The sequence below is a fragment of the Burkholderia metallica genome, assembly GCF_902832845.1.
In the GTDB taxonomy this organism is placed as follows: Bacteria; Pseudomonadota; Gammaproteobacteria; order Burkholderiales; family Burkholderiaceae; genus Burkholderia; species Burkholderia metallica.
Genome location: NZ_CADFDB010000001.1, coordinates 278,906 through 302,885, shown reverse-complemented (window position 1 = coordinate 302,885; position 23,980 = coordinate 278,906). Strand labels below are relative to the sequence as shown.

Below are 23,980 nucleotides of genomic sequence, written 5' to 3'. Positions count from 1 at the left end.
CGCGCGGCCTGCGTGCCCCGGACGACCGGGCGCGAGCGCGTCAACCTTCGACGGGAAGCGCCCGCCCCCTCCGTTCGGCCATGCGCGTCAGCCCGCGCGCCGCACGGGCGTCATTTTCGAGAAGTATTTCGCGCCCGCCACGCAGCCGACCACGACGACCGTCACCACGACCATCGACGACGGTACGGCCTCGTGCAACAACCCGGCTGCGAGCAGCAAGCCGAAGAACGGCTGCAGCAACTGCAACTGGCCGACGCCCGCGATCCCGCCGAGCGCGAGCCCGCGATACCAGAACACGAAGCCGATCAGCATGCTGAACAGCGACACGTACGCGAGCCCCCACAGCGCGGCGGCATCGACGCCGTCGAACGACGCGGGCCGGGTGAGCCACGCGAGCGGCAGCATCAGCGGCAGCGATAGCACGAGCGCCCACGAAATCACCTGCCACCCGCCGAGCTCGCGCGACAGGCGCGCGCCTTCCGCATAGCCGAGCCCGCACGCGACGATCGCGGCCAGCATCAGCGCATCGCCGACCACCGACGCGTGGCCGCCGTTACGCAGCGCAAACGCGGCCACCGCACCGCTGCCGACGATCGAGAAGATCCAGAACGGCAGCCGCGGCCGTTCGCCGCCGCGCCACACCCCGAACAGCGCGGTCGCGAGCGGCAGCAACCCGACGAACACGATCGCGTGCGCGGAGGTCACGTGCTTCAGCGCGAGCGCCGTCAGCAATGGAAAACCGACCACGACGCCGAGCGCGACGATGGCCAGCGACACGGCTTCGGCACGCGTCGGCCGGCGCTGCTTCAGCGCGACGAGCAGCAGCAGGCCGAGCGCGCCGGCGATCGTCGCGCGCGCGAACGTGACGAACAGCGGGTCGAGCCCCTGCACCGCGACACGCGTCGCGGGCAGCGAGCCGCTGAAGATGATCACGCCCAGCAGGCCGCTGAGCCATCCGTCGGTCGTTTTTTGCACGGGAAATCCTGAACGGGGAAAGTGGATGACCGATGATCCGCCGTCCGTGAAAAGCGCGTAAGCTACAGCCCAATACAATTCGGACAAACTGTACTGGACAACCGGCCGTACAGTTCATTCTTCGCCATGAGCCAGGCCACCCCGCTTCCCGTTCCGCCCACTCCGTCGCGCACGCGCGTGGAGACCGTGATGGATACGTTGCGCGCACGGATCGCGAGCCGTGCGCTGGTGCCCGGCGCGCGCGTGCCGTCGATCCGGATGATGGCGGAGGGGCTGGGCGTGTCGAAATCGACCGTCGTCGATGCATACGAGCGACTCGCGAGCGAAGGCGTGCTCGTGGCGCGGCGCGGCTCGGGTTTCTATGTGTCGGGGCACGCGCCGCCGCTCGCGCTCGCCGATCTCGGCCCGCGCCTCGATCGCGGGCTCGATCCGCTGTGGCTGTCGCGCCAGTCGCTCGAAGCGGCGCCGACGTCCGTGAAGCCCGGCTGCGGGTGGCTGCCGCCGTCGTGGCTGCCGGACGAGAGCCTGCGCCGCGCGCTGCGCGCCGCGTCGCGCGACGAATCCGACGCGCTGACCGACTACGCGACGCCGCTCGGCCTGCCCGCGATGCGCCAGCAGCTCGCGTGGCGGCTCGCGCAGCATGGCATCCAGGCCGAACCCGCGCAGATCATGCTGACCGACGGCGGCTCGCACGCACTCGATCTCGTGTGCCGCCTGCTGCTGGAGCCGGGCGACACGGTCGTGCTCGACGATCCGTGCTATTTCAACTTCCAGGCGCTGCTGCGTGCGCACCGCGCGCGGATCGTCAGCGTCCCGTACACGCCGAACGGCCCCGATCTCGCGCGCTTCGAGCAGGTGCTCGCCGAGCACCGGCCGCGCCTGTACATCACCAACGCGGCGCTGCACAACCCGACCGGCGCGACGCTCTCGGCGCCCGTCGCGCACCGGCTGCTGACGCTCGCGGCCGAGCATGGCCTGCTGATCGTCGAGGACGACATCTTCGCGGATTTCGAAAGCACGCCCGCGCCGCGCCTCGCGGCCTTCGACGGGCTGTCGCGCGTCGTATCGATCGGCAGCTTCTCGAAGACGCTGTCGGCCGCGATCCGCTGCGGCTATGTCGCCGCGCGCCCGGAATGGATCGATGCGCTGGTCGACCTGAAGCTCGCGACGTCGTTCGGCCATGCGCAGATCGGCGCGAACGTCGTACACCGGCTGCTCGTCGACGGCACGTACCGGCGCCATGTCGACAGCCTGCGTGCGCGCCTCGCGGATGCGATGGGCGAAACGCTCCGGCGCGTGTCGCGCGCCGGGCTGCGAATCTGGACGGAGCCGCGCGGCGGCCTGTTCGTGTGGGCGCAATTGCCCGACGGGCTCGACGCCGCGCGTGTCGCGCGCCATGCGCTGGACGAGGACGTGGTGCTCGCGCCCGGCAACGTGTTCAGCCCGTCGCACGGCGCGACGTCGTACCTGCGGTTCAACGTGTCGCGTTGCAAGGGGCCGGCCGTGTTCGATGCGCTCGCGCGGGCGATGGAGGCGGCGCGGGCTGGCATGCAGACGGATGCCGGAACGCGCGCGCTCGCAGGTGAGCGGTGATCGCGGGCGATCGTGCTAACTGCCGATCGCCACGATCTCGGCCACGAAATCGATGAACGCCCGTACCTTTGCGGGCGGCAGATGACGCGACGGATAGTACGCAAACAGCGGGAACGCCTCGCCGCGCCAATCCTCAAGCAGTTCAACGAGCCGCCCCTGCTCGATCAGCCCCGCTACCCCGCTCGCCTTGAAGCGCGCGACGCCGGCACCGGCCAGGCATGCGCCGAGCATCGTGCCGGCATCGTTGACGAGCAGCCGGCCGGTCGTCTTCACCGGCACGCGCTTGCGGCCAAGCTGATAGACCCATTCGAGCGGCTCGCCGGTCAGCGTGTTGCGCATCTGGATACAGGCATGGTCGACGAGATCGGCCGGCGTCTCGGGACGCCCGTGCCGTTTCACGTACGCGGGCGCGGCGACCGTCACCGCACGCGTCTCCAGAAGCTTGCGCGCGACCAGCGACGATGACGGCGGTTCGCCAAACCGCACCGCAATGTCGAATCCTTCGGCGACGAGATCGCCGAGTTGCTCGCGTGCAGCGAGTTCCAGCGACAGATCGGGATGGCGCGCAAGAAACGCGGGCAGATGCGGTGCCAGTACCCGTCGCGAAAAATAGGCGTCGACATTCACGCGCAGCCTGCCACGCACGGCGGCGGCCGAGCCGGCGGCCAGCGTGACCGCGTCGCCAATGCCGGCGAGCAGCGGCCCGATGTCTTCGTACAGACGCCGCCCTTCGTCCGTGAGCGTCACCGACCGCGTCGTGCGATCGAGCAGCCGCACGCCGACGCGCGCCTCGAGCCGGCCGACGGCCCGGCTGACACCGGACGGCGACATGCCGAGCGCATCGGCCGCGCGCGCGAAGCTGCCGCCCTCTACGATCGCGGCCAGCACGCTCACGTTCGCCAGAATCCGCCCGTCGATGCTCATGATTTCGCTCATGACAAAAAATCACCAATCCAATGACATGAATTCGATTCCGTCAGGAATCGCCGTTCCCTATCATGCAACCCGATGCATCGCGACGGCAACCCCCTGCGGCGGCATGCCGAGTACGACAGGCAGATGCGCCTACCGGCCGTTCCGGCGCGCATTCCTCCCATTTTTCGATGAGGATTTCGAACCATGTACACCATTACCGGCATCACCGGACAGGTCGGCGGCGCACTCGCCCGAACGCTGCTCGCATCCGGCCAGCGCGTGCGGGCCGTCACGCGCAGCGCGGATCGCGCCGTGCCCTGGGCTGCGCGCAACTGCGACGTTGCACTCGCCGACATGACCGACACCGCTGCACTGACGGCGGCTTTCTCGGACTCGGCCGGCGTGTTCGTTCTGCTGCCGCCGTGCTTCGATCCATCCCCGGGATTTCCCGAAACACGCGCGGTGATCGACGCAGTCGGCGCGGCATTGCGAGCCGCGCGGCCGCGCAAGATCGTCTGCCTGTCGACGATCGGCGCGCAGGCGACGCGGGTGAACCTGCTCACGCAATTGACGATGCTCGAGCGGGCGTTCGGCGACCTGCCAATGCCCGTCGCGTTCCTGCGCCCCGCGTGGTTCGTCGAAAACGCCGCATGGGACGTCGCGACGGCACGCGACGCCGGTGTCGTCCACAGCTTTCTCCAGCCGCTCGACAGACCGGTACCGATGGTCGCTACCGAAGACGTCGGCCGCGTAGCCGCCGCGCTGCTCCAGGAAGAATGGGCCGGCGTACGCATCGTCGAGCTCGAAGGGCCTCGTCGTGTCAGCCCGAACGACCTTGCGGCCGCGTTCGCTCGCGTGCTCGGGCGCGCCGTCCACGCCGAAGTCGTACCGCGCGACACATGGGCAGCCCTGTTCGATACGCAGCGGATGCGTTACCCCGAACCGCGCATGAGCATGCTCGACGGCTTCAACGAAGGCTGGATCGATTTCGAGTCGGCACGCGCGGATGTATTGAAAGGGGAAATCGACGTGGATGCCGTGCTTCGCACGCTCGTCACCCGCGCCGCCTGAGCGCGAACGGGGCGGCCGCATCGCGCGCTGCCGCCCCGTTCGCGCCGGTGGGCTGCGTCACACCTCCCCCGCGTGCGCCCTCGCCCGCACTTCCGCAAACGTCGTGTCGACCAGCAACCGCCCCGTATCGAACACCGTTACCAGCGCCTCTTCCCACTCGCCTTCCAGCACCCGGTCGTCCCAAGCGACGGGCAGCGTCACGGTCCGATACTCACCGGTGCGCATGCTGCGCAGCAGCGTGAGCCGCCCCTTCTTCGAGCGCTTGCCCTGGTCGGTGACCGGATCCTTGCGGACGTCGTGCCATACGTCGCCGCGCCGGATCGCCGAGCACTTCATCGCAAAGCGCTGCGTATCGCGATTCACCTGCTGCAACAGCGCGCCGCCCATCCCGAACACGACGTTGCCGGCCGCATAGCCCGCATCGTCGAGCGCGGAAAGGATCGCTTCGATCGACAGCTCGTCGACGCCGTCGCCCTGGATCACGCGCACGCGGTTCAGCACGCGCCGCCCCTTGCCGTTCACGGTCGAGCCGAACGATTCGTCGAGCGCGCGCACGGTCTGCAGCACGATTTTCACCGGGTCGCCCGAATCGGGTCGCACGACGAGCGTCGCGCCCGAGTCGAGCACGGCCTGACGAAGCTCGCCGCCCCACAGATCGAGCGCGGCGAACAGATCGTAGGAGTCCGACACGACCGATACGATCGCACCGGGCAGCCCGAAGCGGCGAATCATGTTCCGGTACGCATCGGCTTCGTGTTCGCGGCCCCACGACGTGATCGTGCTGTGTTCGGCCGCCGGCACCGAATACGCGGCCATCGGCTCGCGATAGAAACGGTTCGCGGCCAGTACGCCGAGCACCGTGTCCGAGCCCATGAAATTCACGAGGTGCGCGGCGCCGCCGATCGCGGCCGACTCCGCGCTCGACACGCCGCGCGCGCCGAAGTCGTGCAGCTTGAACGGCAGTTGTGCGAGATCGTCGTCGGTCTTTTCGAGGAAGCGGCGGATCGTCTGCCGCAGGTGCCAGCTGCGCGTCGCGACCGTCACCGGATACCAGACGCGCAACAGCATCGTCTCGAGATACGACGCGAGCCAGAACACCTGCGGATCGGCGCATTCGACCGTCATCAGCACGTTGTGCACCGGCACGACCGACCCCTCGGGCACCGCGCGGATCTTCACGGGCAGATAGCCGTCGTAGCGTTCGACGATATAGCGCCACCCCGCTTCGTTGAACGGCTCGCCGTGCACCGTGAAGAAGTCGCGCGCCTCGTCGATCATCGCGTGCGTGATCGGCTTGCACAGATAATCCTTCAGCAGCATCTGCAGGCCGAAGAACAGCGTGCGGTCGTAGCGGCCGCCGCGCGATTCGACGTACGAGAACATCGCCGTCGCGTCGGGCGGATATTGCAGGAAATGGGAAGCTTTGTACGAATCCGTGTTGAGGATCGGATTGGCGAGAATCGCGGCAAAGCCGCCGGGATCGCTTTGCATGGCTAGAGCTCCTCTAGGCCGTTGAAGTGCCGCCGCGTCTGTCGCGGCGGACGGATTGCGGGGAATCAGCGTGTCACAGCTTCCCCAGGAAGTGATACGCGATGTCGAAGTGATCCTCGAACATCACGCCGCGCATCTGCGCGAATTCGTTCAGCGGCACCCAGCGCGCCTTGTCGGCGTCGTCGCTGCCCTTCACGCGCGGCAATTCGCCGGTCGGGAAGTTGAACAGGCACGCGTGCGTGATCGTGCGCCCGCGCAGCGAACGCGTGGGGTGGTCGAACACCTGGCGGTCCTTGATCGAGCCGCGCAGCACGGGCTCCGGCAGCTTCAGGCCGGTTTCTTCGCGCAGCTCGCGGATACAGGCCGCGTCGAGCCGCTCGTCCTGGTTCACGAACCCGCCCGGCAGCGCCCACAGGCCTCGGCCCGGCTCGCTGCGACGGCGCACGAGCAGGATATGGCCCGAATGCACGACCACCGCGTCGACCGTCACGAACGTGACCGGATACGGTGCGGCCGCCCACGCCTTGCGATAGCCGGCGATGAATTCGGCTTCCGACTTCAGTTGCGCGAATTCCGGCTGCGTGCGGAAACGCTCGAGCCAGCCGAACACCGGTTCCGGCACGGCCCATTGCACGAAGCTGTTGGGGCGTTCGGCGAAATACTGGTCGCGGATCTCGGTGGCGGAAATGTCTTCGGTCGCATCGACGTCGACGAGCTCCCATTGCGGGAACATCCGCAGGTAATACGACGTGGCGTCCTTCTCGTGGCCGATCAGCCCGACCTTGCGCTGCGCGACGTCGCCGAGCGCGGACGCGACGGCGTCCTGCACCCAGCGCACCCAGTCGCCGTCGTTGTAGGTCGAATCCTGCAACGGTGCGATCGTGACGCGGTCGCGCTCGGACGCGTCGAGCAGCGAAGCCAGCATCTGGCGGCGCTCGTCGAACGAAAACGGATCCTTGATGGTGCGGGGCTTGTCGGTCGATCCGATCAGCACGCACACGCGTTCGGCCCGGCTCAGTGCCGACTTCAGCACGTTCAGGTGACCACGATGCGGAGGCTGGAAACGACCAATGAAAACGAGCGCGTCGAAGCGCCGGTTCTGTTGCGTACTCATGAGGCTCCCTCAAGAGATTGAAACGCTTCGGGTCTTTCCCGAAGGGTTGACACGAACTCTAGGTGAAATCCCGGAGTGCGTCAATCGAGCCCCTCCTCGACTTGACGAAGTATGAAGAAATGCGCGGCATTGGCGGGTTACACTCGATTTCATCCCAATCCGCGCCATTGCGTCCGCCATCATGAGGATCTCAGTCAGCCGGACCGTCGGCGTCGATCGCAGGCGCCTCTTCACGTGGTCGCAGGATTACGCGCGGCGGCTCATGTGGGACAGCTTCCTCGCCGACGCCTACCTGCTCGACGGAGCGGCGGCCGACGTCGGCGTCGATGCGTTCTGCCGCAGCCAGTCGGGCGCGACGATGGTGTCGCGCTACATCTCGTACCGTCCGCCGCAGGTCGCGGCCGTCGAAATGGTCGACGGGCCGAAAGTGCTCGAACGCTTCAGCGGCAGCTGGAACTTCACCGAGCACACGCCCGGCACGACCGAGGTGAAATTCACATATCACTTCCGCGCGCAGCCGGCCTGGCTGCGCTGGCTGCTCGAACCGCTGATCGGCGCGTTCTACCTCGTGCAGACGCGCCGGCGCCTCGATTCGTTCAAGCGCTGGGCCGAAGCCGAAGCGGTGCCGCACTGACAGCGGCATGTGCCGCGCGACGCTGCGCGGCGTGTCGTCGTTCCGGTTCGACCGTTGACGGGAATAGCGTCAGGAACGCGACTCGCCCGGTTACATTGCCGCGCCGCCGCGCGCGACCTGCTGCCGGACCTGCGCCTGCGCGCCGAGCGCGGCGGCGATCGCATCGACCGCATCGGCCGCGCGCGCCGCGCCGCACATGAACGCGTCGACGGCCGCGAAGCGATGCTCGGGCCATGTGTGGATCGTGATGTGCGATTCGGCGAGCAGCACGACCCCCGTCACGCCATGCTCGCCGCCGAAATGATGGAAATGCGCGCCGATCACGCGGGCGCCCGCCCGCTGCGCCGCGTCGGTCAGCAGCGCCTCGAGCCGCGCGGCGTCGCGCAGCAGCGCGGCGTCGATGCCGGCCAGATCGGCCAGCACGTGCGAACCGAACGTCGCGCGCGGCGGTGCCGCAATCCCGTCGAACGCGGTCATTTGTGCGACCCGTACGACGAGTAGCCGCTGCGGGCCGACGAACTGCCCCAGCCGCTGCCGCCCGAACCGCTGCCGCCGATCGATGCGCAGCTGAACAGCGTGACGACGATCAGCGCGTAAATGCCGTAGAGGATGTACCGGATCACGCTCCGCCCCCGTCCGATGCAAAGCGCTTCCACAGCCATTCAGGCAGCCACAGCACCAGCAGGCCGATCAGCACGTAGACGGTGCGCCCGCTAAACGAAAACAGCGAGCCCATATTCAGGATCACGAGCAGCGCGCTGAACACGAGCGGCAGCGGCGCGAAACTGTGCGGGCCTTTTCCGCCGAACAGGCCGGTCGACGCGGCGGCGCCGGTTGCCGCCGTAGCCCCGGTAGCCGCGGCCGTCGCGAGCGCCGGCATGCCGAAGCGGTCGGCGAGCGCGCTGCCCGACAGCGGCCGCGCGCGCGACCACACGATCTCCGCGGCGCTGCGCTCGCGCGTCAGCTTGTCCTTCTGCCAGCCGTAGTCGATGATCGACGTGCGATCGCCGACCTGCACACGCCAGTTGAACGCCCCGACCACGTAGACGACCTCCGAGTCGTATGTCTCGCGCAGGCGATAGGTCTTGCCGCCGTCGGTCACGTCGGCATCGCCGCCGATCGTCGGCCATTGGTCGAGCACCTGCACGCGCTCCCAGCGCCCGTCGCTCTGCACGAGCCACAGGAAGCCGCGTTTCGGATTCAGCAGCAGGTATTCGTCCCACGTCTCGTCGTCGCCCGGCACGCGGCAACGCATCATCCCGATCACCGTGTACTTCGCGCCGTCGAACGTACCGACCGCGCCGAGCTCCAGCGCGCCCTTCACCGCGTCGAGCCTGCGCTGCGCGGCGAACACGGTCTGCTGCTCGGCCGTGCACTGCACGCCCGCATGGCAGTTTCCGCACACGACGTAATCGGCCACGTTCGGCGCATACGACAGCGGCGCACCGCAACTCGGGCACGCGAACGGCACCATCTCCGCGCCGCGCTGCTCGCGCGTCTCGTTCTCGGTATCGCGCAGCCCGGTGAACGCGAGTGCGTCGAACTCGAATGCTTCGCCCACGTAGACCGCCGGGCGCCCGCCGTTCGCGGCGGCATCGGAATAGTCGTAGGTCGCGAATGCGTTGCCGGTGCGCAAATCGGCCACGCGCGCTTCCCACCCCGCATCGACCCGGAACGGCAACTCGCCGTCGCCGCCCGTGCAGCGTGCGGTGCGCACGTCGGACACGAGATACGCGCGGCCGCCGTGGTCGATCCGCATGCCGGGTTCGAGCGCGTTGAACGCCGGCCAGGTCGCGCCGATCGCGTCGTCGGGCTCGCGCACCGTGATCGCATACTGGCCCGACGCATCGGACAGCCAGCCGAACGCGCCGTCGTCGAACACGACGTACCACTCGCTCCAGGCGCCGGCGTCGTACGTCATCTGGATGCGCCCGAGCACCGTGAACGCGCGCTTGCCGTAGCGCCCGGCCGTGCCGATCTGGATCGGCGACGCATCGTCGAGCACCGTGGCCAGTTCGCCGATCCGTTCGACGTCGGCACCGCGCTTGAGCAGCGTACTGCGGCAGAACGCGCAGACGGCCATGACCGCCGCGGCCGAGCGAAACTCGACCGGCGCGCCGCACTGGGGGCACGAGGTACTGAACATGCGCGACGCTTAACCGGTGAGCTTCGCGAGGATCTCGGCCTTCGCGCGCGAATATTCGTCTTCGGTCACGAGGCCCTTGTCGAACAGCGCCTTCAACTGTTCGAGCCGCTGCACGTAATCGGTACCTGCCGCCGGCGCAGCTGCCGCCGGCGCAGCCGCCGCCGGCGCCGCCACGGGCGCGGGCGGCGCGGCGCCCGCGATCTGGCCGGCCATCGCCTGCCCGATCGCCGCGCCGGCCGCGAGCCCCGCGCCGACGCCGGCGATGCCGCCCGGGTTTTGCGCGGCGAGCGGAATCGCCTGCGCGGTCTGGTATTGCGTGGCGCGGGCGAGATCGCCGGCCATCCCCGCGCCGATGCGCAGGTCCAGCGCCTTCTGCAGTTCGGCCGGCAGCGATACGCTCTCGACCGCGAACGCGTCAAGCGCGAGGCCATAGCGCGTGAACACCGGCGCCAGCGCGTCGGCGACGCGTTGCGACAGCAGCGACTGGTTCGCGGCCATGTCGACGAACGGCACGTCCGACGAGCCGAACGTCGTGCTCATCGCCGTGACGACCAGGTTGCGCAACTGCTGTTCGAGATCGTCGACCGTGTACTGCGCGCGCGTGCCGCTCACTTCGCGGTGGAACGCGCCCGCGTCGACGATCCGGTACGAGTAGATGCCGAACGCACGCACCTGCACAAAACCGAATTCGCGGTCACGGATCGTCACCGGCTGCGCGGTGCCCCAGCGGCGGCCGAGTTGCAGCCGCGTGCTGAAGAAATAGACGTCCGACTTGAAAGGCGACTGAAAGAACTTGTCCCAGTTCTTCAGGTACGTGAGCACCGGGAGCGTGTTCGTTTCCAGCGTGTACAGCCCCGGCTGGAAGACGTCGGCGATCTTGCCTTCGTTCACGAAGATCGCGACCTGCGTTTCGCGCACGGTCAGCTTGCCGCCGTACTGGATTTCCTGGTCTTCCATCGGATAGCGCCAGGCCAGCACGCCGTCGGTGTCCTCCGTCCATTGCAGGACGTCGATGAACTGCTTGCGGATGAATGAACCCAGACTCATGTCGGTCTCCTCGAAACGCGTGGCGCGTCAGGTCAGGCAGGCGGCATTGATGATGCCGACGACGAGCGACGCGGTGCCCATCAGGCCGCCCATCGCGACGTTGCGATCCTCGATTGCATGATTCATGCCGGGCATCACGCGGGTGAGCGCCGCATAGGTGATCAACTGGACGATCATCGCGCCGATGGCCCAGACCACGACTTCGCCGAGCGTGGAATTGTGCGCGATGCTGGACGCGAGCGTCAGGCAGAAACCGATCAGCGCGCCGCCGAACGACAGCGTCGCGGCCGCGTTGCCGTCGCGGATCAGCGCCAGTTCGTCGAACGGGGTGACCTTCAGGTACACTGCCGCGAACACGAAAAGCAGCACGAACGCCGACAGCAAATGAACCGCATAAAGATAGGCACTATTCATTCTTTTCCTCGGATTTTGTGCTCGGTTCGCCGCCCCGTCGCCGGCCGGCCCGCTCGGGGCCGACAGACAAAAATCCGCGCCAGTATATCCACATTGCCGAACACTGCACAACGGATGCGCCATGCTGCATAAGCGCGCGCTCGTCCTGTCGATCCTCGTGCTCGCGTCGTGCGGGCTCGGCTACGAACTGATCAGCAGCGCGCTGTCGAGCTACCTGCTCGGCGATTCGATCCTGCAGTTCTCGTCGGTGATCGGCTGCTACCTGTTCGCGATGGGGATCGGCTCGTGGCTCGCGAAGTTCGTCGAGGACGACGACGTGCTCGACCGCTTCGTCGACATCGAGCTGCTCGTCGGCCTGCTCGGCGGCGTGTCGGCCGCGCTGCTGTTCGCTGTGTTCGCGGTGTTCGCGTGGCTCGCCGCACCGTTTCGCGCGGCGCTCTATGCACTCGTGCTCGCGCTCGGCCTGCTGATCGGGATGGAGATCCCGCTCGTGATGCGCGCGTTCCAGCAGCGCCGCCAGGCGTTCCGCCATACCGTCAGCGAAGTGCTGACCTTCGACTATCTCGGCTCGCTCGCCGTATCGCTGATCTTCCCGCTCGTGCTCGCGCCCCGTCTCGGCCTGCTGCGCACGAGCTTCCTGTTCGGGCTCCTGAACGCCTTCGTCGCGCTGTGGACGACGCACCTGTTCCGCGACGAGATCCGCAACGTGCGCGGCAAGCTGATGCGCGCGTCGCTCGTGATCGGGCTGCTCGTCGCCGGGTTCGCGCTGTCGGACCGCATCACGCACTGGGCCGAACACGGCGTGTACGGCGACGAGACGATCTATTCGGAAACGACGCCGTACCAGCGCATCGTGCTCACGCAGTGGCACGACGACATGCGGCTCTACCTGAACGGCAACCTGCAGTTTTCGTCGCGCGACGAGCACCGCTATCACGAGGCGCTGATCCATCCGACGATCGAGGCGCTGCCGTGGGCGAAGCGCGTGCTCGTACTCGGCGGCGGCGACGGTCTCGCGGTGCGCGAACTGCTCAAGCACCGCAACCTCGAACGGATCACGCTCGTCGATCTCGATCCCGCGATGACGAAGCTGTTCTCGACGTCCGCGCCGCTCGTCAAGCTGAACCAGGGCGCGCTGAAGGACCCGCGCGTGCAGGTGATCAACGACGATGCGGTGCGCTGGCTCGAATCGAATGCCGACGTGTACGACGCGATCGTCGTCGACTTTCCCGACCCGACCAACTTCGGGCTCGGCCGGCTGTATTCGGTGCCGGTGTTCCGGCTGCTCGCGCGCCACCTGTCGGAGAACGGTTACGCGGTGATCCAGTCGACGTCGCCGTACTTCGCGCCGCACGCGTACTGGACCATCATCGCGACGCTGCACGAAGCCGGGCTCAACACGTGGCCTTATCACTGCTACGTGCCGTCGTTCGGCGACTGGGGTTTCGTGATCGCCGGCAAGCGCCGCGACTTCACGGTGCCGACGCACTACTCGGTGCCCACGCGTTGGCTCGACGCGCAGACGGCCGTCGAGATGTTCCACTTCCCGGCCGACATGCCGGCGCTGCCGATGTCGCCGAACGAACTCAACGACCAGCCGCTCGTGCGCCGCTTCGACGACGACTGGAAACACGTGCTGCGCTGATGGACCGCCGCACGTTCCTCGTCGCGTCGGCGGCCGCGTCGCTCGCCGCCTGCGGGCGCACCGGCTGGATCGAGACGACGCCGCATGTCGGCTACCCCGGCATGCGCGAAGGCCACGCGCTGCGCGACCATGCGACGCTGCCGCCGCCGTCCGGCACGATCGAGACCGACATCGCGATCCTCGGCGCGGGAGCGGCCGGCCTGTCGTGCGCGTGGCAGCTCGCGCGCGCGGGGCACCAGCGCTTCACGGTGCTCGCGGGCCCCGAATTCGGCGGCAACGCGGCCGGCGGACGCTTCGGCGATCTCGGCTATCCGAAGGGCGCGCACTACCTGCCGCTGCCGTCGCTCGAATCCGCGCATCTGCGCGACATGCTCGCCGATCTCGGCGTTATCGAGTCGGCGCCGTTCGCCGCGCGGCCGGTGTACGACGAGCGCGTGCTCGTCCATGCGCCCGACGAACGGCTCTTCATCGCCGGGCAGTGGCAGGACGGCATCGTGCCGACGGCCGGCCTCGGCGCCGACGAACTCGCTCAACAGGCACGCTTCTTCGCGTATACGGACAGCCTGCGCACCGCGCGCGGCGCCGACGGCCGCAAGGTGTTCTGCATCCCGATCGCGGAATCGTCGCGCGACCCGCGCTGGCGCGCGCTGGACCGGCGCTCGTTTCGCCAGTGGCTGCTCGACGAGGGCTATACCGCGAAGGCGCTGCACTGGTACCTGAACTACTGCTGCCGCGACGACTATGGCGCGGGCTACGCGCACGTTTCGGCATGGGCCGGCCTGCACTATTTCTCGTCGCGCGGCGGCCATGCGGGCGATGCGAGCGACGGTGCGGTACTGACCTGGCCCGACGGGCTGCACACGATGGTGACGAAGCTGAGCGATTCGATCACCGCGCGCACCGGCTCGAACGCGTGGTCGCGCGACGGCTTCGCGGTGCGCGCGACCGAACGCGCGGGCGGCGTCGACGTGCTGTGCGCGCGCATCGGCAGCGACGGCGCACTGTCGACGTTCACGCTGAAGGCGCGACGCGTCGTCAGCGCGATGCCGCTGTTCGTCGCGGCACGCGTATTTCCGCTGCTTGCCGCGTCGGGCTTCGACCCCGCGCGCGACCTGCCGCCGCGTGCGCCGTGGCTCGTGTCCAACTTCCTGCTCGACGGGATGCCGGCCGAGGAAGCGGGTGTACCGCTCGCGTGGGACAACGTCGTCTACGACGGTGCGGCGCTCGGCTATGTCGTGTCGACGCACCAACTGATCCGGATGTCGCCGCCGACACGCTCGGTGTTTTCCGCGTATCAGGCATTGAACCTGCAGGCACCGGACGACACGCGCCGCTGGCTGGCGCAGGCCAAGCCCGACGCGCTGCGCGAACAGGCGGCGATCGACCTGCAGGCCGTATACGGGCGCGAGCTGTGGAAGCACGCGACGGCGCTCGAGATCACCGTGCGCGGCCACGCGATGGCCACGCCCGACGTCGGCTTCCTGAGCCGGCCGGGCCTGCTCGCGCTGCGCGATGCCGACGGCCCCGTCGTGTTCGCGCATGCCGATCTGTCCGGGCTGTCGCTGTTCGAGGAAGCGTCGTACTGGGGCATGCTGGCGGCCCGCCGCGTGCTGGCCTGAGCGCCGCCTGCCGCGCGGCGCGGTGCCGGCCGTTTCGTCATTGCGGCGGCGCCGCCAACCGCTATAATCGCGCGACATTCCGACTGCATTGAGCAGGCCGACGGCGCCGCGCCGTTCGACGCGCCGTATGCCCTCCGCGAGAACAACAATGACGAACCGAATCCTCCGACACCTGGGTGCGCTCGCCCGCACGGCCGCGCGTGTGCTCGCCTGCGCGCCGCTGCTCGCCGCGCCGCTGGCGCTGCATGCGGCCGACACGGCCGGTGCCGCCGCCGAGCCGGCCTCCGGGCGCTACATCGTCGTCGACACCGGCCATACGCCGGCTCACCCGGGCTCGACCGGCGCGAGCGGCCGCGTCGAATACCTGTACAACCTCGACCTGTCCGCGGCGGTTGCCGAAAAACTCACAGCGCATGGCGATCGCGTGCTGCGCACGTCGGCCGACGGCCGCGAGATTGCGCTTGACCAGCGATCGACGCAGGCGCCCGACGCGAACCTGTTCGTGTCGATCCATCACGACTCGATGCAGCAGCAGTTCATCGACGCGGGCCGGCAGCGCGAATTCCGCGGCTTCTCGGTGTTCGTGTCGGAACGCAATCCGCACTATGCGGAAAGCCTGCGTTGCGCGAAGGCGATCGCCGAACGGCTGGTCGCAGCCGGCGAACGGCCGTCGCTGTATCACGCGCAGCCGATCCGCGGCGAGAATCGCCCGCTGATCGACCCGCAACTCGGCATCCACCGCTTCGACGATCTCGTCGTGTTGCGCACCGCGCCGATTCCGGCCGTGCTCATCGAAGCCGGCGTGATCGTCAATCCGGACGAGGAAGCGCGGCTTGCGCGACGCGAGACGATCCAGAAACTGTCGACCGCGATCGCGGGCGGGATCGACGCGTGCACCGCGCCGAAATGACAACGACGGGGCCGCTGTCGGCCCCCACGGATTTCCCCCAGTCAGGAGCACCACGATGAAAATGAAGAATCTGCTCGCATCCTGCGCACTGCTCGCGCTCGCCGTTCCGTTCGCCGCGCAGGCGGCCGGCTGCGGGACGCCGCGCAGCGCGTTCGACCAGGTGTACTGCACCAGCACGCAGTTCTCGCAGTCCGACCGCGATCTCAACGACGAATACGGCCGCCTGCGCAAGCAACTGAGCGGCGACCAGCAGGCGACGCTGAAGGCCGGCCAGCTCGCGTGGCTCAAGCAACGCGACGCGCAGTGCAGCGAGACGCGCAACGACCGCTATCTCGTCGATATCCAGTGCGCGAACGACATGACGCAGTCGCGGCTGTCGTTCCTGCGCGAACGCGAGCGCGAATGCTCGAGCACGGGCTGCGTGACGTCGAAGCTCGGCGAGTAAGGGCTTGTTCGCATGCCGTGCCGCGAGGCGTTTCTCGACGCGGCGCGGCGCGTGCGGCCCTTGCCGTTGCGCCGCTTCGGCACCGCAAAAACGCGCGGCGATGCGGCCTGAATCCTCTGAAGTCCTCAACGATCCGGACACGATGAAGATCGACATCCGCGCCGCCACGGCCGCCGACGCCCCGGCCATCGCCGCCATCCACGTCGCATCGTGGCAGGCCACCTACCCGGGCATCATGCCGGCCCCGTTCCTCGCCGGCCTGTCGGTCGAAAAGCGCACCGCTTCGTGGCGCCATACGCTCGACGCCGGCCGGCCGCGCGTTGCGCTCGCGTTCGCGGAAAGCGGCCCGACGGGCTGGGTCGCCTACGGTCCGACGCGCGACACCGACAAGGATCGCGCCTGGGGCGAAATCGAAGCGATCTACCTGCATCCGTCGCATTGCGGGCAACGCATCGGCGCGGCGCTGGTCGACCATGCGTGCCGGGCGCTGCATGACATGGGTCATGAATGGGTGTCGCTGTGGGTGCTGATCAAGAACCATCGCGCCCGGGCGTTCTATGAACGCGAGAGCTTCGTCGCCGAAGACGACATCAAGACGTTCGAGATCGACGGCACGCCGATCGACGAAGTGCGGTACTGGCGCGCACTGCCCTGACGGGCGACATCGGCTCACGGACAGTCACAGAAACCACCGATACTCCCGCGCGCCGATCTCATTGCGAAAATCCAGCTCTTCCTGGCGCTTGTTCTCGCAATACACCATCACGAACTCGCTGCCGAGCCCTTCGCGCACGGCCGCATGATCCTGCATCCCCGCGACGGCCGACAGCATCTCCTTCGGGAAATCGATGCCGCTACCGCGATCCTCGTTGAGCGGCGCGATCGGCTCGATCTTCGCATCGAGCCCGTGCTCCATCCCGGAGAGAATCGCCGCGAGCACCAGATACGGGTTCGCGTCCGCACTCGCGAGCCGGTGCTCGATCCGCAGGTTGCGCTCATCCGACTCCGGAATCCGGATGCATGCATCGCGATCCTCGAAGCCCCAGCTCGCGCGGCTCGCCGCGTTCACCATCGATCCGTAGCGCCGGAACGCGTTGTGATTCGGCGCGAACACGGGCATGCAATGCGGCAGCAACGCGAGGCATCCGGCCACCGCGTGCCGCAGCGGCCGCTGCCCGTCCGCCGCCAGCAGGTTGCGCCCCGCGTCGTCGTAGAGGCTCACGTGCACGTGCATTCCGCTGCCCGGTGCATGCAGGTACGGCTTGCCCATGAAGCTCGCGCGATAGCCATGCTGCAACGCGACGCCGCGCGTGCTGCGACAGAACATCGCCGACCAGTCGGCCGCGCGCAGCCCTTCGTCGCAATGGCCGAAGTTGATCTCGAACTGGCCCGGCCCGAGCTCGGCGGTGATCACGGTCGCGTCGATTCCCTGCATGCACGCGACGTCGACCATCTCGTGCAGCACGTCGGAGAAGCGCGACAGCCGCTCGATATGCATGTTCGGCTGATCGTCGCGATCGTCGGACAGGCGGTCGCGCGGATACGTCGGCATCCCCGCTTCGAGCTGCGCGGCGAACAGGTAGAACTCGAGCTCGAACGCGACGACCGGCCGGATGCCGCGCCGCGCAAACCGCTTCAGCACGCGCGCCAGCACTTCGCGCGGCTCGAACTCGACCGGGGCGTCGGTGTCGTCCGTCGTGATCAGCATCTGGCCGAGCGGCTGCTTCTCCCAGGTCACCGGCTTCAGCGTGCCGGGGATCAGCCGGCGCACGGCGTCCGGGTCGCCGTCGTTGAAACAGTAGTCGCCGATCTTGTAGAGCCCGCCCTGCGTGCCGAGCAGGATGCAGTTCTGCGGCAGCTTCAGCAACGAGCCGGCCGCTACCTTCTCGAGTGCGTCGATCGGGTAGCGCTTGCCGTAGAAATGCCCGGGCAGGTCGAGGCAAATCAGGTCGACATAACGGATCTCGGGGTGCGCCTGCCGAAATGCGCGCACTTCATCGACCAGCGCGGGAACGACGTCAGCCATGTCTCATCCTTTCCATGTCTCGTATGACGGGTGCCGCAGTGCGGCGAACCGGATTCATCCGGCATGCACGACGTCGCATGCCGGTTACAGATCAGGACTGCAAATAACTACCTCGACGCGGCTGCTCGCCCGACCGCATACCGCGCCGACAGTTCAGGTGAATACCCAGATCACGCGCGTCGGTGTTTCGGTCAGATTGGCATAACGAAAGCGCTTGTGCGCGGGAAGCTGGAAAGCATCGTTCGGGCCGAGCGTGACGGGCGTGTCGTCGCCGTCGACCCAGATCGTCAGTTCTCCTTCGAGTACGAATCCACCCTGCTCGTCGCTGTCGTCGACGGGCCGCTCGCCGCTGCTCGCGCCGGGCGCGAGATGGCTTTCGAGGATCGAGAAGCGCGCGCGCATGTTCGGCGACACGAGGATGTCAGTAATGCCGGCCGCGTAATACACGGTACGCCGCTCGTCGGGCCGCGTGACCCACGGCACACTGCGCGGCTTGCTCAGGCTGTAGAAATAGGTAGTCGGCACGCCGAGCGCCTCGCCGATCGCGGTGAGATCCGCCACCGTGGGGCGCGACAGCCCGCGCTCGACCTGCGACAGAAAGCCGACCGAGCGGCCGATCCGTTCCGCGAGATCGTTGAGCGTGACCTTGCGATGCTTGCGCAGGTCGCGGATCAGGATCGCCAGGCTTTCTATCTCTTCCTGTTCGTTCATGGTCAATTCCGATTCAGTCAGACGGTATCGCGCAGACGGTACCAGGCCTTGCCGATCGCTTCCAGCGGCGCGGCGAGCCGGTCGCCGCCCGGGAAGCGCGGGTTGTGGATGCGCTGGTACTGCGCGAGCAGGCATTCGTCGCCGAGCACCGCATCGGCCACCGCGCGCGCGCCCGCAAGCGTGGGCAGCACGCCGTGCCCCGAGAAGCCCTGCAGCCAGAAGCGCTGCCCGTGGCGGCCGATGTCCGGCGTGCGGCGCATGCTGATGTCGATATGGCCGCCCCACGCGTAATCGAGCGGCACGCCGGCCAGTTGCGGAAACACGCGTTCGAGATGCGGGCGCGTCGCCGCCGCGATATCGGCCGGAATGCCGCCGAGATACGTGCAGCCGCCGCCGAACAGCAGCCGGTTGTCGGGGCTCAGGCGGAAATAGTCGGGCACGAACTGATTGTCGATCACGCAACTGTTGCGCGGCAGCAGCGACCGGGCGACGTCGGGCGCGAGCGGCGCGGTGGCGACCTGATACGTGCCGACCGGCAGCAGCCGGCGCGCGAGATCGCGATCGAGCCGGTCGACATACGCGTTGCAGGCCAGCACGAGCACGTCCGCGCGCACCTCGCCGCGCGCGGTGCGCGCGATGTGGCCGCCGGCGGTCTCTTGGCAGTCGAGCACGCGGCTCTGCTCGAAGACGCGGCCGCCCGCGCGTTCGATCGTCTGTGCGAGGCCGAGCGCGAGCTTCAGCGGATTCAGGTGGCCGGCCTCGGGATCGTGGAGCGCCGCGAGATAGCGCGTGCTGCCGATCCATTCGGGCATCTTGTCACGACCGATCACGCGCAGCCGGTCGTAGCCCCAGCGCTCGGCCGCCTCGTCGCGGGCCTGCTCGAGCATCGCGACGCGGCGCGGCCGCACCGCCGCCCACAGGCTGCCGGGCCGGTAGTCGATGTCGAACCCGTGCCGCGCGGGCAAGTCGCGCACCTCGGCCGCGGCCCAGCGCATGCTGTCCCACAGCAGGCGCGCGCCGTCGCGACCGAGCGCATCCTCGAGCGGCTGCATGTCGCACGACCAGCCGAGCAGCGCCTGCCCGCCGTTGCGGCCCGACGCGGCCCACGCGACGCGGCTCGCTTCCAGCACGACGACGCGCTTGCCGGCGAGCGCCAGGCGCAACGCCGTATGCAGCCCGCTGAACCCCGCGCCGACGACGAGCACGTCGGCGTCGATGCGTTCGTCCAGTTCCGGACGATGCGGAATCGGCGCCGGGTAGGTGCCGGCGTAGTAGCTGGCGACGTGACGGTCGGACTGCACGAACATGCGGACTCCCGTGAAAATTACGCCGAGAAATTTCATGAAAAATTAGCACGGCAATTTCACGGAGGCAAGCGGGTAAAACCGCAGCCTCTTTTTGGTCTGAGGAACAGTCCGACGAACGAAAGTTGTGCTCTTTTCTGGTGGTTTCGGTGCGCTTTGACAACTCGCACGAATGGAGCAACTTCGGCTGTGAAACTCGACCTCGCAAGAAACGCTTGGATTCGCGGCGTACTGTGCCGGCTACGTGTTTGGCTCAAGCACTCAGATCAAGGCACTGAGGCCACGGTCAACGGGTGATGAGCTTGTGCATACCCGCCAGGAACGCCTGGCAATCGAGGTCGACGCCAGCTAACGTTCGCAGCACGTGATCCTGGTACTGTCGCGATCGATGAGATCGTAAGCACGAATTTAAGCCACCCGGCATCGGAAGCCGAACGAGCGCATCCGCGTCGCCCGTTCCTGTCCCTCGTCAAAATACCGCGTCCCGGCAGGCTTCTTTATTTTGCTTTCTTTTTTCACACTTCGATTCACCATTACCGCCAAGATCCGAAGCCCCTACATTCCCGGGGCTGTGGAGTGTCATCAAAATCTCACGATAGCGTCGTTGACATTCCGTTTTCCTTATCAGACTATGCACCCGCAGTCCCGCGAAATACAAATCCGTCTATCGAGGTTAATTACTCTTCACTGGAGGGTTGGTATGAAAAGAATCGGCTTGATTATCGCTGGATGTTTGTCAATCGCGTCAAGTGCCAGTGTATATGCCGACGGCTCCACGATCGTACTGCAGTGCTCCAGTCCGTCCGGGGGGACGTGCACGGCAACGGGGGATACGTTGCCACTCAACTCATCAACGAGGGTTTTCAGTTTTATTTGGAGAGGACAAAATGTTTCACTCTCCAATCTGACCGGAACAACCGTATCCGTTCAATGCTTAACCAATCAACTTGGAAGGCTAACCGCATATAGCTACCGCGGACCCGGTGTGGAATTTAACCCCGAGACGGCTGAAGGGTCGGCGACCGTAACAATCGATTGCACTACCCCCACAAGCAGTGGGCCGGTCTGATTCCAATTACATATAGATGGATGGGTAATATCCAAAGGATGTTACCTCGTCTTATTTTTTATCCTTCAGCATCATCTTAGATAATGCATCGATAACTTGCTGGACGACCCCGCCCAATCCGACTCATCGACTTCCTGACGAAAAAGTGTCACCGCGTCGGGATACCATTCCGATGTTGACCATGAGCATTTCCAACGCCCGCCTGCAGCCACACCGGACACCAAAATCCAGGCAGATTTACCAAGTGCCGCGGCAAAGCGCATTACTGTGGCATCTACGCCTATCACGAGATCGATTGACCAAACTTCGTTAGGCCCACCGGGCAAAACCGACTGTTCGCGTTCAATCATCACGCCGTGGCATCGACGACGGTGTCGGCCAGCCCAGTTTCTCGATCTACTTGACTCCGGCTGACCCTGTTTGCAGGGGGCAGGTCACACGGCCTGATGCCGGACGCGAAACAGCACACACGACGAAGGCAAAAAAGCCTTGACCATCGACTTCGCTTTAAGGTTATGGTCTGCGGTGGCACGCGTGCTTTGCGCCATCAGACAAAAGAACGACATGTCCATGAATCTCATTCGTGACCCATGAAGAGGGGACGTCCAACGTGACCAAACGCATACTTCACGTCGTCAGCAATGTCGCCAACTACGCCGATCAGTCCGAACCCACCGGGCTGTGGTTATCGGAACTGACGCATGCCTGGCACGTATTCGCCGAGAAAGGGTATGGCCAGCGTCTCGTCAGCCCCAAGGGCGGCCCGTCTCCGTTAGAGCCGCGCTCGCTGAAATGGCCCCTCGCCGACGCCTCCGTGAAAGCGTGGTTAAACGACCCCGACTGCCAGAAACTTCTGGCCACCACGGCACGCCCCGACCAGATCGATCCTGCGGATTTCGATGCGATTTACTTCACGGGCGGCCACGCTGTCATGTGGGATTTCCCCGATGACGCAGGACTCCAGCGGCTCACGCGAGACATCTATGAGCGCGGCGGCATCGTGTCTTCCGTCTGTCACGGCTATTGCGGGTTACTGAATACGAAACTCAGCAACGGGGCATTGCTCGTAGCGGGCCGCCGCGTCACCGGCTATTCATGGGTTGAGGAGGTGTTGGCTGGCGTCGCGAAGAAAGTGCCCTACAACGCGGAAGAAGAGATGGTGCAACGTGGTGCACTTTACGAGAAGGCGTTGCTGCCATTCACGTCGAACGTGGTCACCGACGGCCGGCTGGTGACGGGCCAGAATCCGCAATCAGCAAAGGCAACCGCCGAGCAGGTCGCAGCGCTCGTGTAACGGCAAGCAGGCCCCGGATATCAACGCATCGATACGCACGTCGCCGCCTAGCTGTTTCGGACCGATCGGCGCCGCTTCACTTTGACGGCGCCCTGCGTTCGGGCGGTGCTGCCCGGATCGCCCAACTGCATCTGCGACAGCAGCCGCGTTGCGTTGGCGGTGCAATCGATATCCTCGGGCTTGGCCGCGACCTCGGCCATCAACGCCATCAGATGCCGCTTGTTCTGCGCAAGCCGCACCTCCATCGCTTCGATGTCCCGCACCTTGTGGCTGAGCGCGTCCAGTAGCGCACCACGCTGCCATTGCGCAAGGTCGGGCGGCAGCAACATGCGGATCTCGTCCAGGCTGAAGCCTGCCTTTTGCGCGGTTGCGACCAGCCCGAGCACCAGCACCGCGTCGGCCGAATAGATCCGATAGCCGTTCGGCTGGCGCTCGACCGCGGTCAACAGCCCAATGCGTTCATAAAAGCGGATGCGCGAAGGGGTCAATCCCGTGCGCTCCGCCAGATCCCCTATCTTCATGATCGTGGCGCGAAAGCATCTAGCCGGGTTGGCATGTTCAGGACCAGTTGCGCGTCTTTGACCACGTCCATGCGAAGCACCGTGGAGGCCCCGAGTCCATCAAGCAACTGGCTCAAGGGGCCGCCGTGCCGTGTCAGATTGACGTCTCGTGGAAAGAGGCGCTGGGCGAACGACAACACATTGGTCTGGACCAAGGTCTGGTGCCATTCGCCGTCGATCATGTTGATCATGGTTGCCGATCCCATATGCGACTGCGACGGGACATCGCGCAAAGCGGGAAGCGGCGCGCTCAAGGTCAGGTCGGGCTTGCCGCCAGGGCCGGCGATGGCGGCTGAAATGTCTGCGCCGATGTTCAATCCGATATCCGTTCGCCACTTCGGCAACTGGTACCCATACAGACCACGGACCCGAGCGATTTCCGTCGTCACGGGCAGCGCGAGAACATGGGCGAAGAAATTCCGCCGCCGGATGGAGTCGAGAAGTTCCAGCGCATGCGACCCACGCGCGCCCGGCCGACGGATCACCACGGCGACAGATACTTCGTCGTATGGATCGTTGTCACAGACCGAATAGGAGAAAAAGGTCAACGCCACCAGCCCGTGGCCCGGAAATGCTCTCAGCGGCTCGAGCGGCGCTCGCAACATCGCCCGCAACCGGTCGACCGGCGCCAGGAACAGCAGTTGCACATTGCTCGAGCGATAGTAAAAGTTGGGCGCCCAGGTCGGACCGACAGTAGAGGTGACGAGCCGCTTTGGAATCCTGCGAAAAAAGTCGATATTGCCCGCCGCAGGATCCTGTGCGACCTCGTCGAGATTCGGGTTCATCCGGTAACGGTCGTAGTACCCGCCAGCGGGCACCTCGACCTTGTGCGCGCCGAACTCGACCTCTGTAAACCGCTTGTCCATATTCCTGACCTTCTTGTGATTGAGCCGTCGGGCGTGCCTCGGAAGGCATACCGATCAACAGCCGGTAGCAATCACTCTAAGACTGAATATGACTTTAAGGTCAAGCACTCAACGACGAGTCGGCGCGGCGG

Annotated in this window: 24 protein-coding genes; 9 read left to right on the top strand and 15 right to left on the bottom strand. The window is 66.5% G+C overall.

Going from position 1 to position 23,980, the window contains the following annotated elements; translation table 11 throughout:
• Positions 1-87 precede the first annotated feature (87 nt).
• On the bottom strand, positions 88-975 hold the full coding sequence (locus HWX08_RS01385; RefSeq protein WP_174922813.1) for a DMT family transporter: 888 nt from the start codon (positions 973-975) through the stop codon (positions 88-90).
• A 126-nt stretch (positions 976-1,101) separates the two neighbouring features.
• Between HWX08_RS01385 and HWX08_RS01380 the strand changes: the two genes are divergently transcribed.
• The gene (locus HWX08_RS01380) at positions 1,102-2,568 is read left to right on the top strand and encodes an aminotransferase-like domain-containing protein (RefSeq protein ID WP_174922814.1); all 1,467 of its coding nucleotides are present in this window, start codon (positions 1,102-1,104) and stop codon (positions 2,566-2,568) included.
• Between the two features lie 15 nt (positions 2,569-2,583).
• On the opposite strand, the gene HWX08_RS01375 is transcribed toward HWX08_RS01380, so the two are convergent.
• Positions 2,584-3,492, bottom strand: coding sequence for a LysR family transcriptional regulator (locus HWX08_RS01375; protein WP_107311124.1), 909 nt, complete (start codon positions 3,490-3,492; stop codon positions 2,584-2,586).
• A 195-nt stretch (positions 3,493-3,687) separates the two neighbouring features.
• Here HWX08_RS01375 and HWX08_RS01370 point away from each other — a divergent pair, with 195 nt between their 5' ends.
• Entirely contained in the window at positions 3,688-4,554 is an 867-nt protein-coding gene (locus tag HWX08_RS01370) for an NmrA family NAD(P)-binding protein (RefSeq protein ID WP_174922815.1), read from the top strand.
• 57 nt (positions 4,555-4,611) lie between these two features.
• Here the strand turns inward: HWX08_RS01370 and HWX08_RS01365 are convergent, their stop codons facing one another.
• Positions 4,612-6,045 (bottom strand): nicotinate phosphoribosyltransferase, encoded by a 1,434-nt coding sequence (locus HWX08_RS01365; protein ID WP_174922816.1) that lies wholly within the window; start codon positions 6,043-6,045, stop codon positions 4,612-4,614.
• 73 nt (positions 6,046-6,118) lie between these two features.
• Complete coding sequence (locus tag HWX08_RS01360) at positions 6,119-7,159, bottom strand: bifunctional nicotinamide-nucleotide adenylyltransferase/Nudix hydroxylase (protein ID WP_174922817.1); 1,041 nt, start codon at positions 7,157-7,159, stop codon at positions 6,119-6,121.
• 181 nt (positions 7,160-7,340) lie between these two features.
• On the opposite strand from HWX08_RS01360, the gene HWX08_RS01355 reads away from it, so the two are divergent.
• On the top strand, positions 7,341-7,793 hold the full coding sequence (locus HWX08_RS01355; protein WP_069260435.1) for an SRPBCC family protein: 453 nt from the start codon (positions 7,341-7,343) through the stop codon (positions 7,791-7,793).
• A 90-nt stretch (positions 7,794-7,883) separates the two neighbouring features.
• Here the strand turns inward: HWX08_RS01355 and speD are convergent, their stop codons facing one another.
• From speD to HWX08_RS01330, 5 genes are read right to left on the bottom strand one after another with little or no spacing between them, the layout of a single operon-like run.
• Entirely contained in the window at positions 7,884-8,270 is a 387-nt protein-coding gene (gene speD, locus HWX08_RS01350; RefSeq protein WP_174922818.1) for an adenosylmethionine decarboxylase, read from the bottom strand.
• Positions 8,267-8,416 (bottom strand): hypothetical protein, encoded by a 150-nt coding sequence (locus HWX08_RS01345; protein WP_157126877.1) that lies wholly within the window; start codon positions 8,414-8,416, stop codon positions 8,267-8,269. Before HWX08_RS01345 ends, speD begins: the two co-directional genes overlap by 4 nt.
• The gene (locus HWX08_RS01340) at positions 8,413-9,939 is read right to left on the bottom strand and encodes a DUF4178 domain-containing protein (RefSeq protein ID WP_174922819.1); all 1,527 of its coding nucleotides are present in this window, start codon (positions 9,937-9,939) and stop codon (positions 8,413-8,415) included. The genes HWX08_RS01345 and HWX08_RS01340 overlap by 4 nt, the downstream gene beginning before the upstream one ends.
• Before the next feature lie 9 nt (positions 9,940-9,948).
• Positions 9,949-10,986 carry an SPFH domain-containing protein gene (locus tag HWX08_RS01335; protein ID WP_175806962.1) on the bottom strand — a complete coding sequence of 346 codons (1,038 nt, stop codon included), beginning with the start codon at positions 10,984-10,986 and terminating at the stop codon, positions 9,949-9,951.
• Positions 10,987-11,013: 27 nt separating this feature from the next.
• Complete coding sequence (locus tag HWX08_RS01330; protein ID WP_107314819.1) at positions 11,014-11,400, bottom strand: DUF350 domain-containing protein; 387 nt, start codon at positions 11,398-11,400, stop codon at positions 11,014-11,016.
• A gap of 121 nt (positions 11,401-11,521) precedes the next feature.
• Here HWX08_RS01330 and HWX08_RS01325 point away from each other — a divergent pair, with 121 nt between their 5' ends.
• The 5 genes from HWX08_RS01325 to HWX08_RS01305 all read left to right on the top strand — a co-directional run bounded on the left by HWX08_RS01325 (position 11,522) and on the right by HWX08_RS01305 (position 16,674).
• Entirely contained in the window at positions 11,522-13,045 is a 1,524-nt protein-coding gene (locus tag HWX08_RS01325) for a polyamine aminopropyltransferase (protein WP_174922362.1), read from the top strand.
• Positions 13,045-14,664, top strand: coding sequence for an NAD(P)-binding protein (locus HWX08_RS01320; protein ID WP_174922361.1), 1,620 nt, complete (start codon positions 13,045-13,047; stop codon positions 14,662-14,664). Before HWX08_RS01325 ends, HWX08_RS01320 begins: the two co-directional genes overlap by 1 nt.
• Positions 14,665-14,812: 148 nt before the next feature.
• The gene (locus HWX08_RS01315) at positions 14,813-15,574 is read left to right on the top strand and encodes an N-acetylmuramoyl-L-alanine amidase family protein (RefSeq protein ID WP_174922360.1); all 762 of its coding nucleotides are present in this window, start codon (positions 14,813-14,815) and stop codon (positions 15,572-15,574) included.
• A gap of 55 nt (positions 15,575-15,629) precedes the next feature.
• Complete coding sequence (locus HWX08_RS01310) at positions 15,630-16,019, top strand: lysozyme inhibitor LprI family protein (RefSeq protein WP_069260443.1); 390 nt, start codon at positions 15,630-15,632, stop codon at positions 16,017-16,019.
• Between the two features lie 142 nt (positions 16,020-16,161).
• Complete coding sequence (locus tag HWX08_RS01305; protein WP_244122667.1) at positions 16,162-16,674, top strand: GNAT family N-acetyltransferase; 513 nt, start codon at positions 16,162-16,164, stop codon at positions 16,672-16,674.
• Positions 16,675-16,698: 24 nt separating this feature from the next.
• Here the strand turns inward: HWX08_RS01305 and HWX08_RS01300 are convergent, their stop codons facing one another.
• From HWX08_RS01300 to HWX08_RS01285, 4 genes are all read right to left on the bottom strand, one after another.
• Positions 16,699-18,045 carry a glutamine synthetase family protein gene (locus tag HWX08_RS01300; RefSeq protein ID WP_174922358.1) on the bottom strand — a complete coding sequence of 449 codons (1,347 nt, stop codon included), beginning with the start codon at positions 18,043-18,045 and terminating at the stop codon, positions 16,699-16,701.
• 153 nt (positions 18,046-18,198) lie between these two features.
• Positions 18,199-18,756: a helix-turn-helix domain-containing protein gene (locus HWX08_RS01295; RefSeq protein WP_069260446.1), complete on the bottom strand. Its 558-nt coding sequence runs from the start codon at positions 18,754-18,756 to the stop codon at positions 18,199-18,201.
• 17 nt (positions 18,757-18,773) lie between these two features.
• The gene (locus tag HWX08_RS01290) at positions 18,774-20,063 is read right to left on the bottom strand and encodes an NAD(P)/FAD-dependent oxidoreductase (RefSeq protein WP_174922357.1); all 1,290 of its coding nucleotides are present in this window, start codon (positions 20,061-20,063) and stop codon (positions 18,774-18,776) included.
• Between the two features lie 1,500 nt (positions 20,064-21,563).
• Entirely contained in the window at positions 21,564-21,701 is a 138-nt protein-coding gene (locus HWX08_RS01285) for a hypothetical protein (protein WP_167375388.1), read from the bottom strand.
• 38 nt (positions 21,702-21,739) lie between these two features.
• On the opposite strand from HWX08_RS01285, the gene HWX08_RS01280 reads away from it, so the two are divergent.
• Entirely contained in the window at positions 21,740-22,423 is a 684-nt protein-coding gene (locus tag HWX08_RS01280) for a type 1 glutamine amidotransferase domain-containing protein (protein WP_174922366.1), read from the top strand.
• A gap of 47 nt (positions 22,424-22,470) precedes the next feature.
• Here the strand turns inward: HWX08_RS01280 and HWX08_RS01275 are convergent, their stop codons facing one another.
• Positions 22,471-22,944, bottom strand: coding sequence for a MerR family transcriptional regulator (locus HWX08_RS01275; RefSeq protein ID WP_069260447.1), 474 nt, complete (start codon positions 22,942-22,944; stop codon positions 22,471-22,473).
• A complete protein-coding gene (locus HWX08_RS01270; protein ID WP_069260448.1) occupies positions 22,941-23,849 on the bottom strand; it encodes an acetoacetate decarboxylase in 909 nt (302 codons plus the stop codon). The genes HWX08_RS01275 and HWX08_RS01270 overlap by 4 nt, the downstream gene beginning before the upstream one ends.
• Positions 23,850-23,980 lie beyond the last annotated feature (131 nt).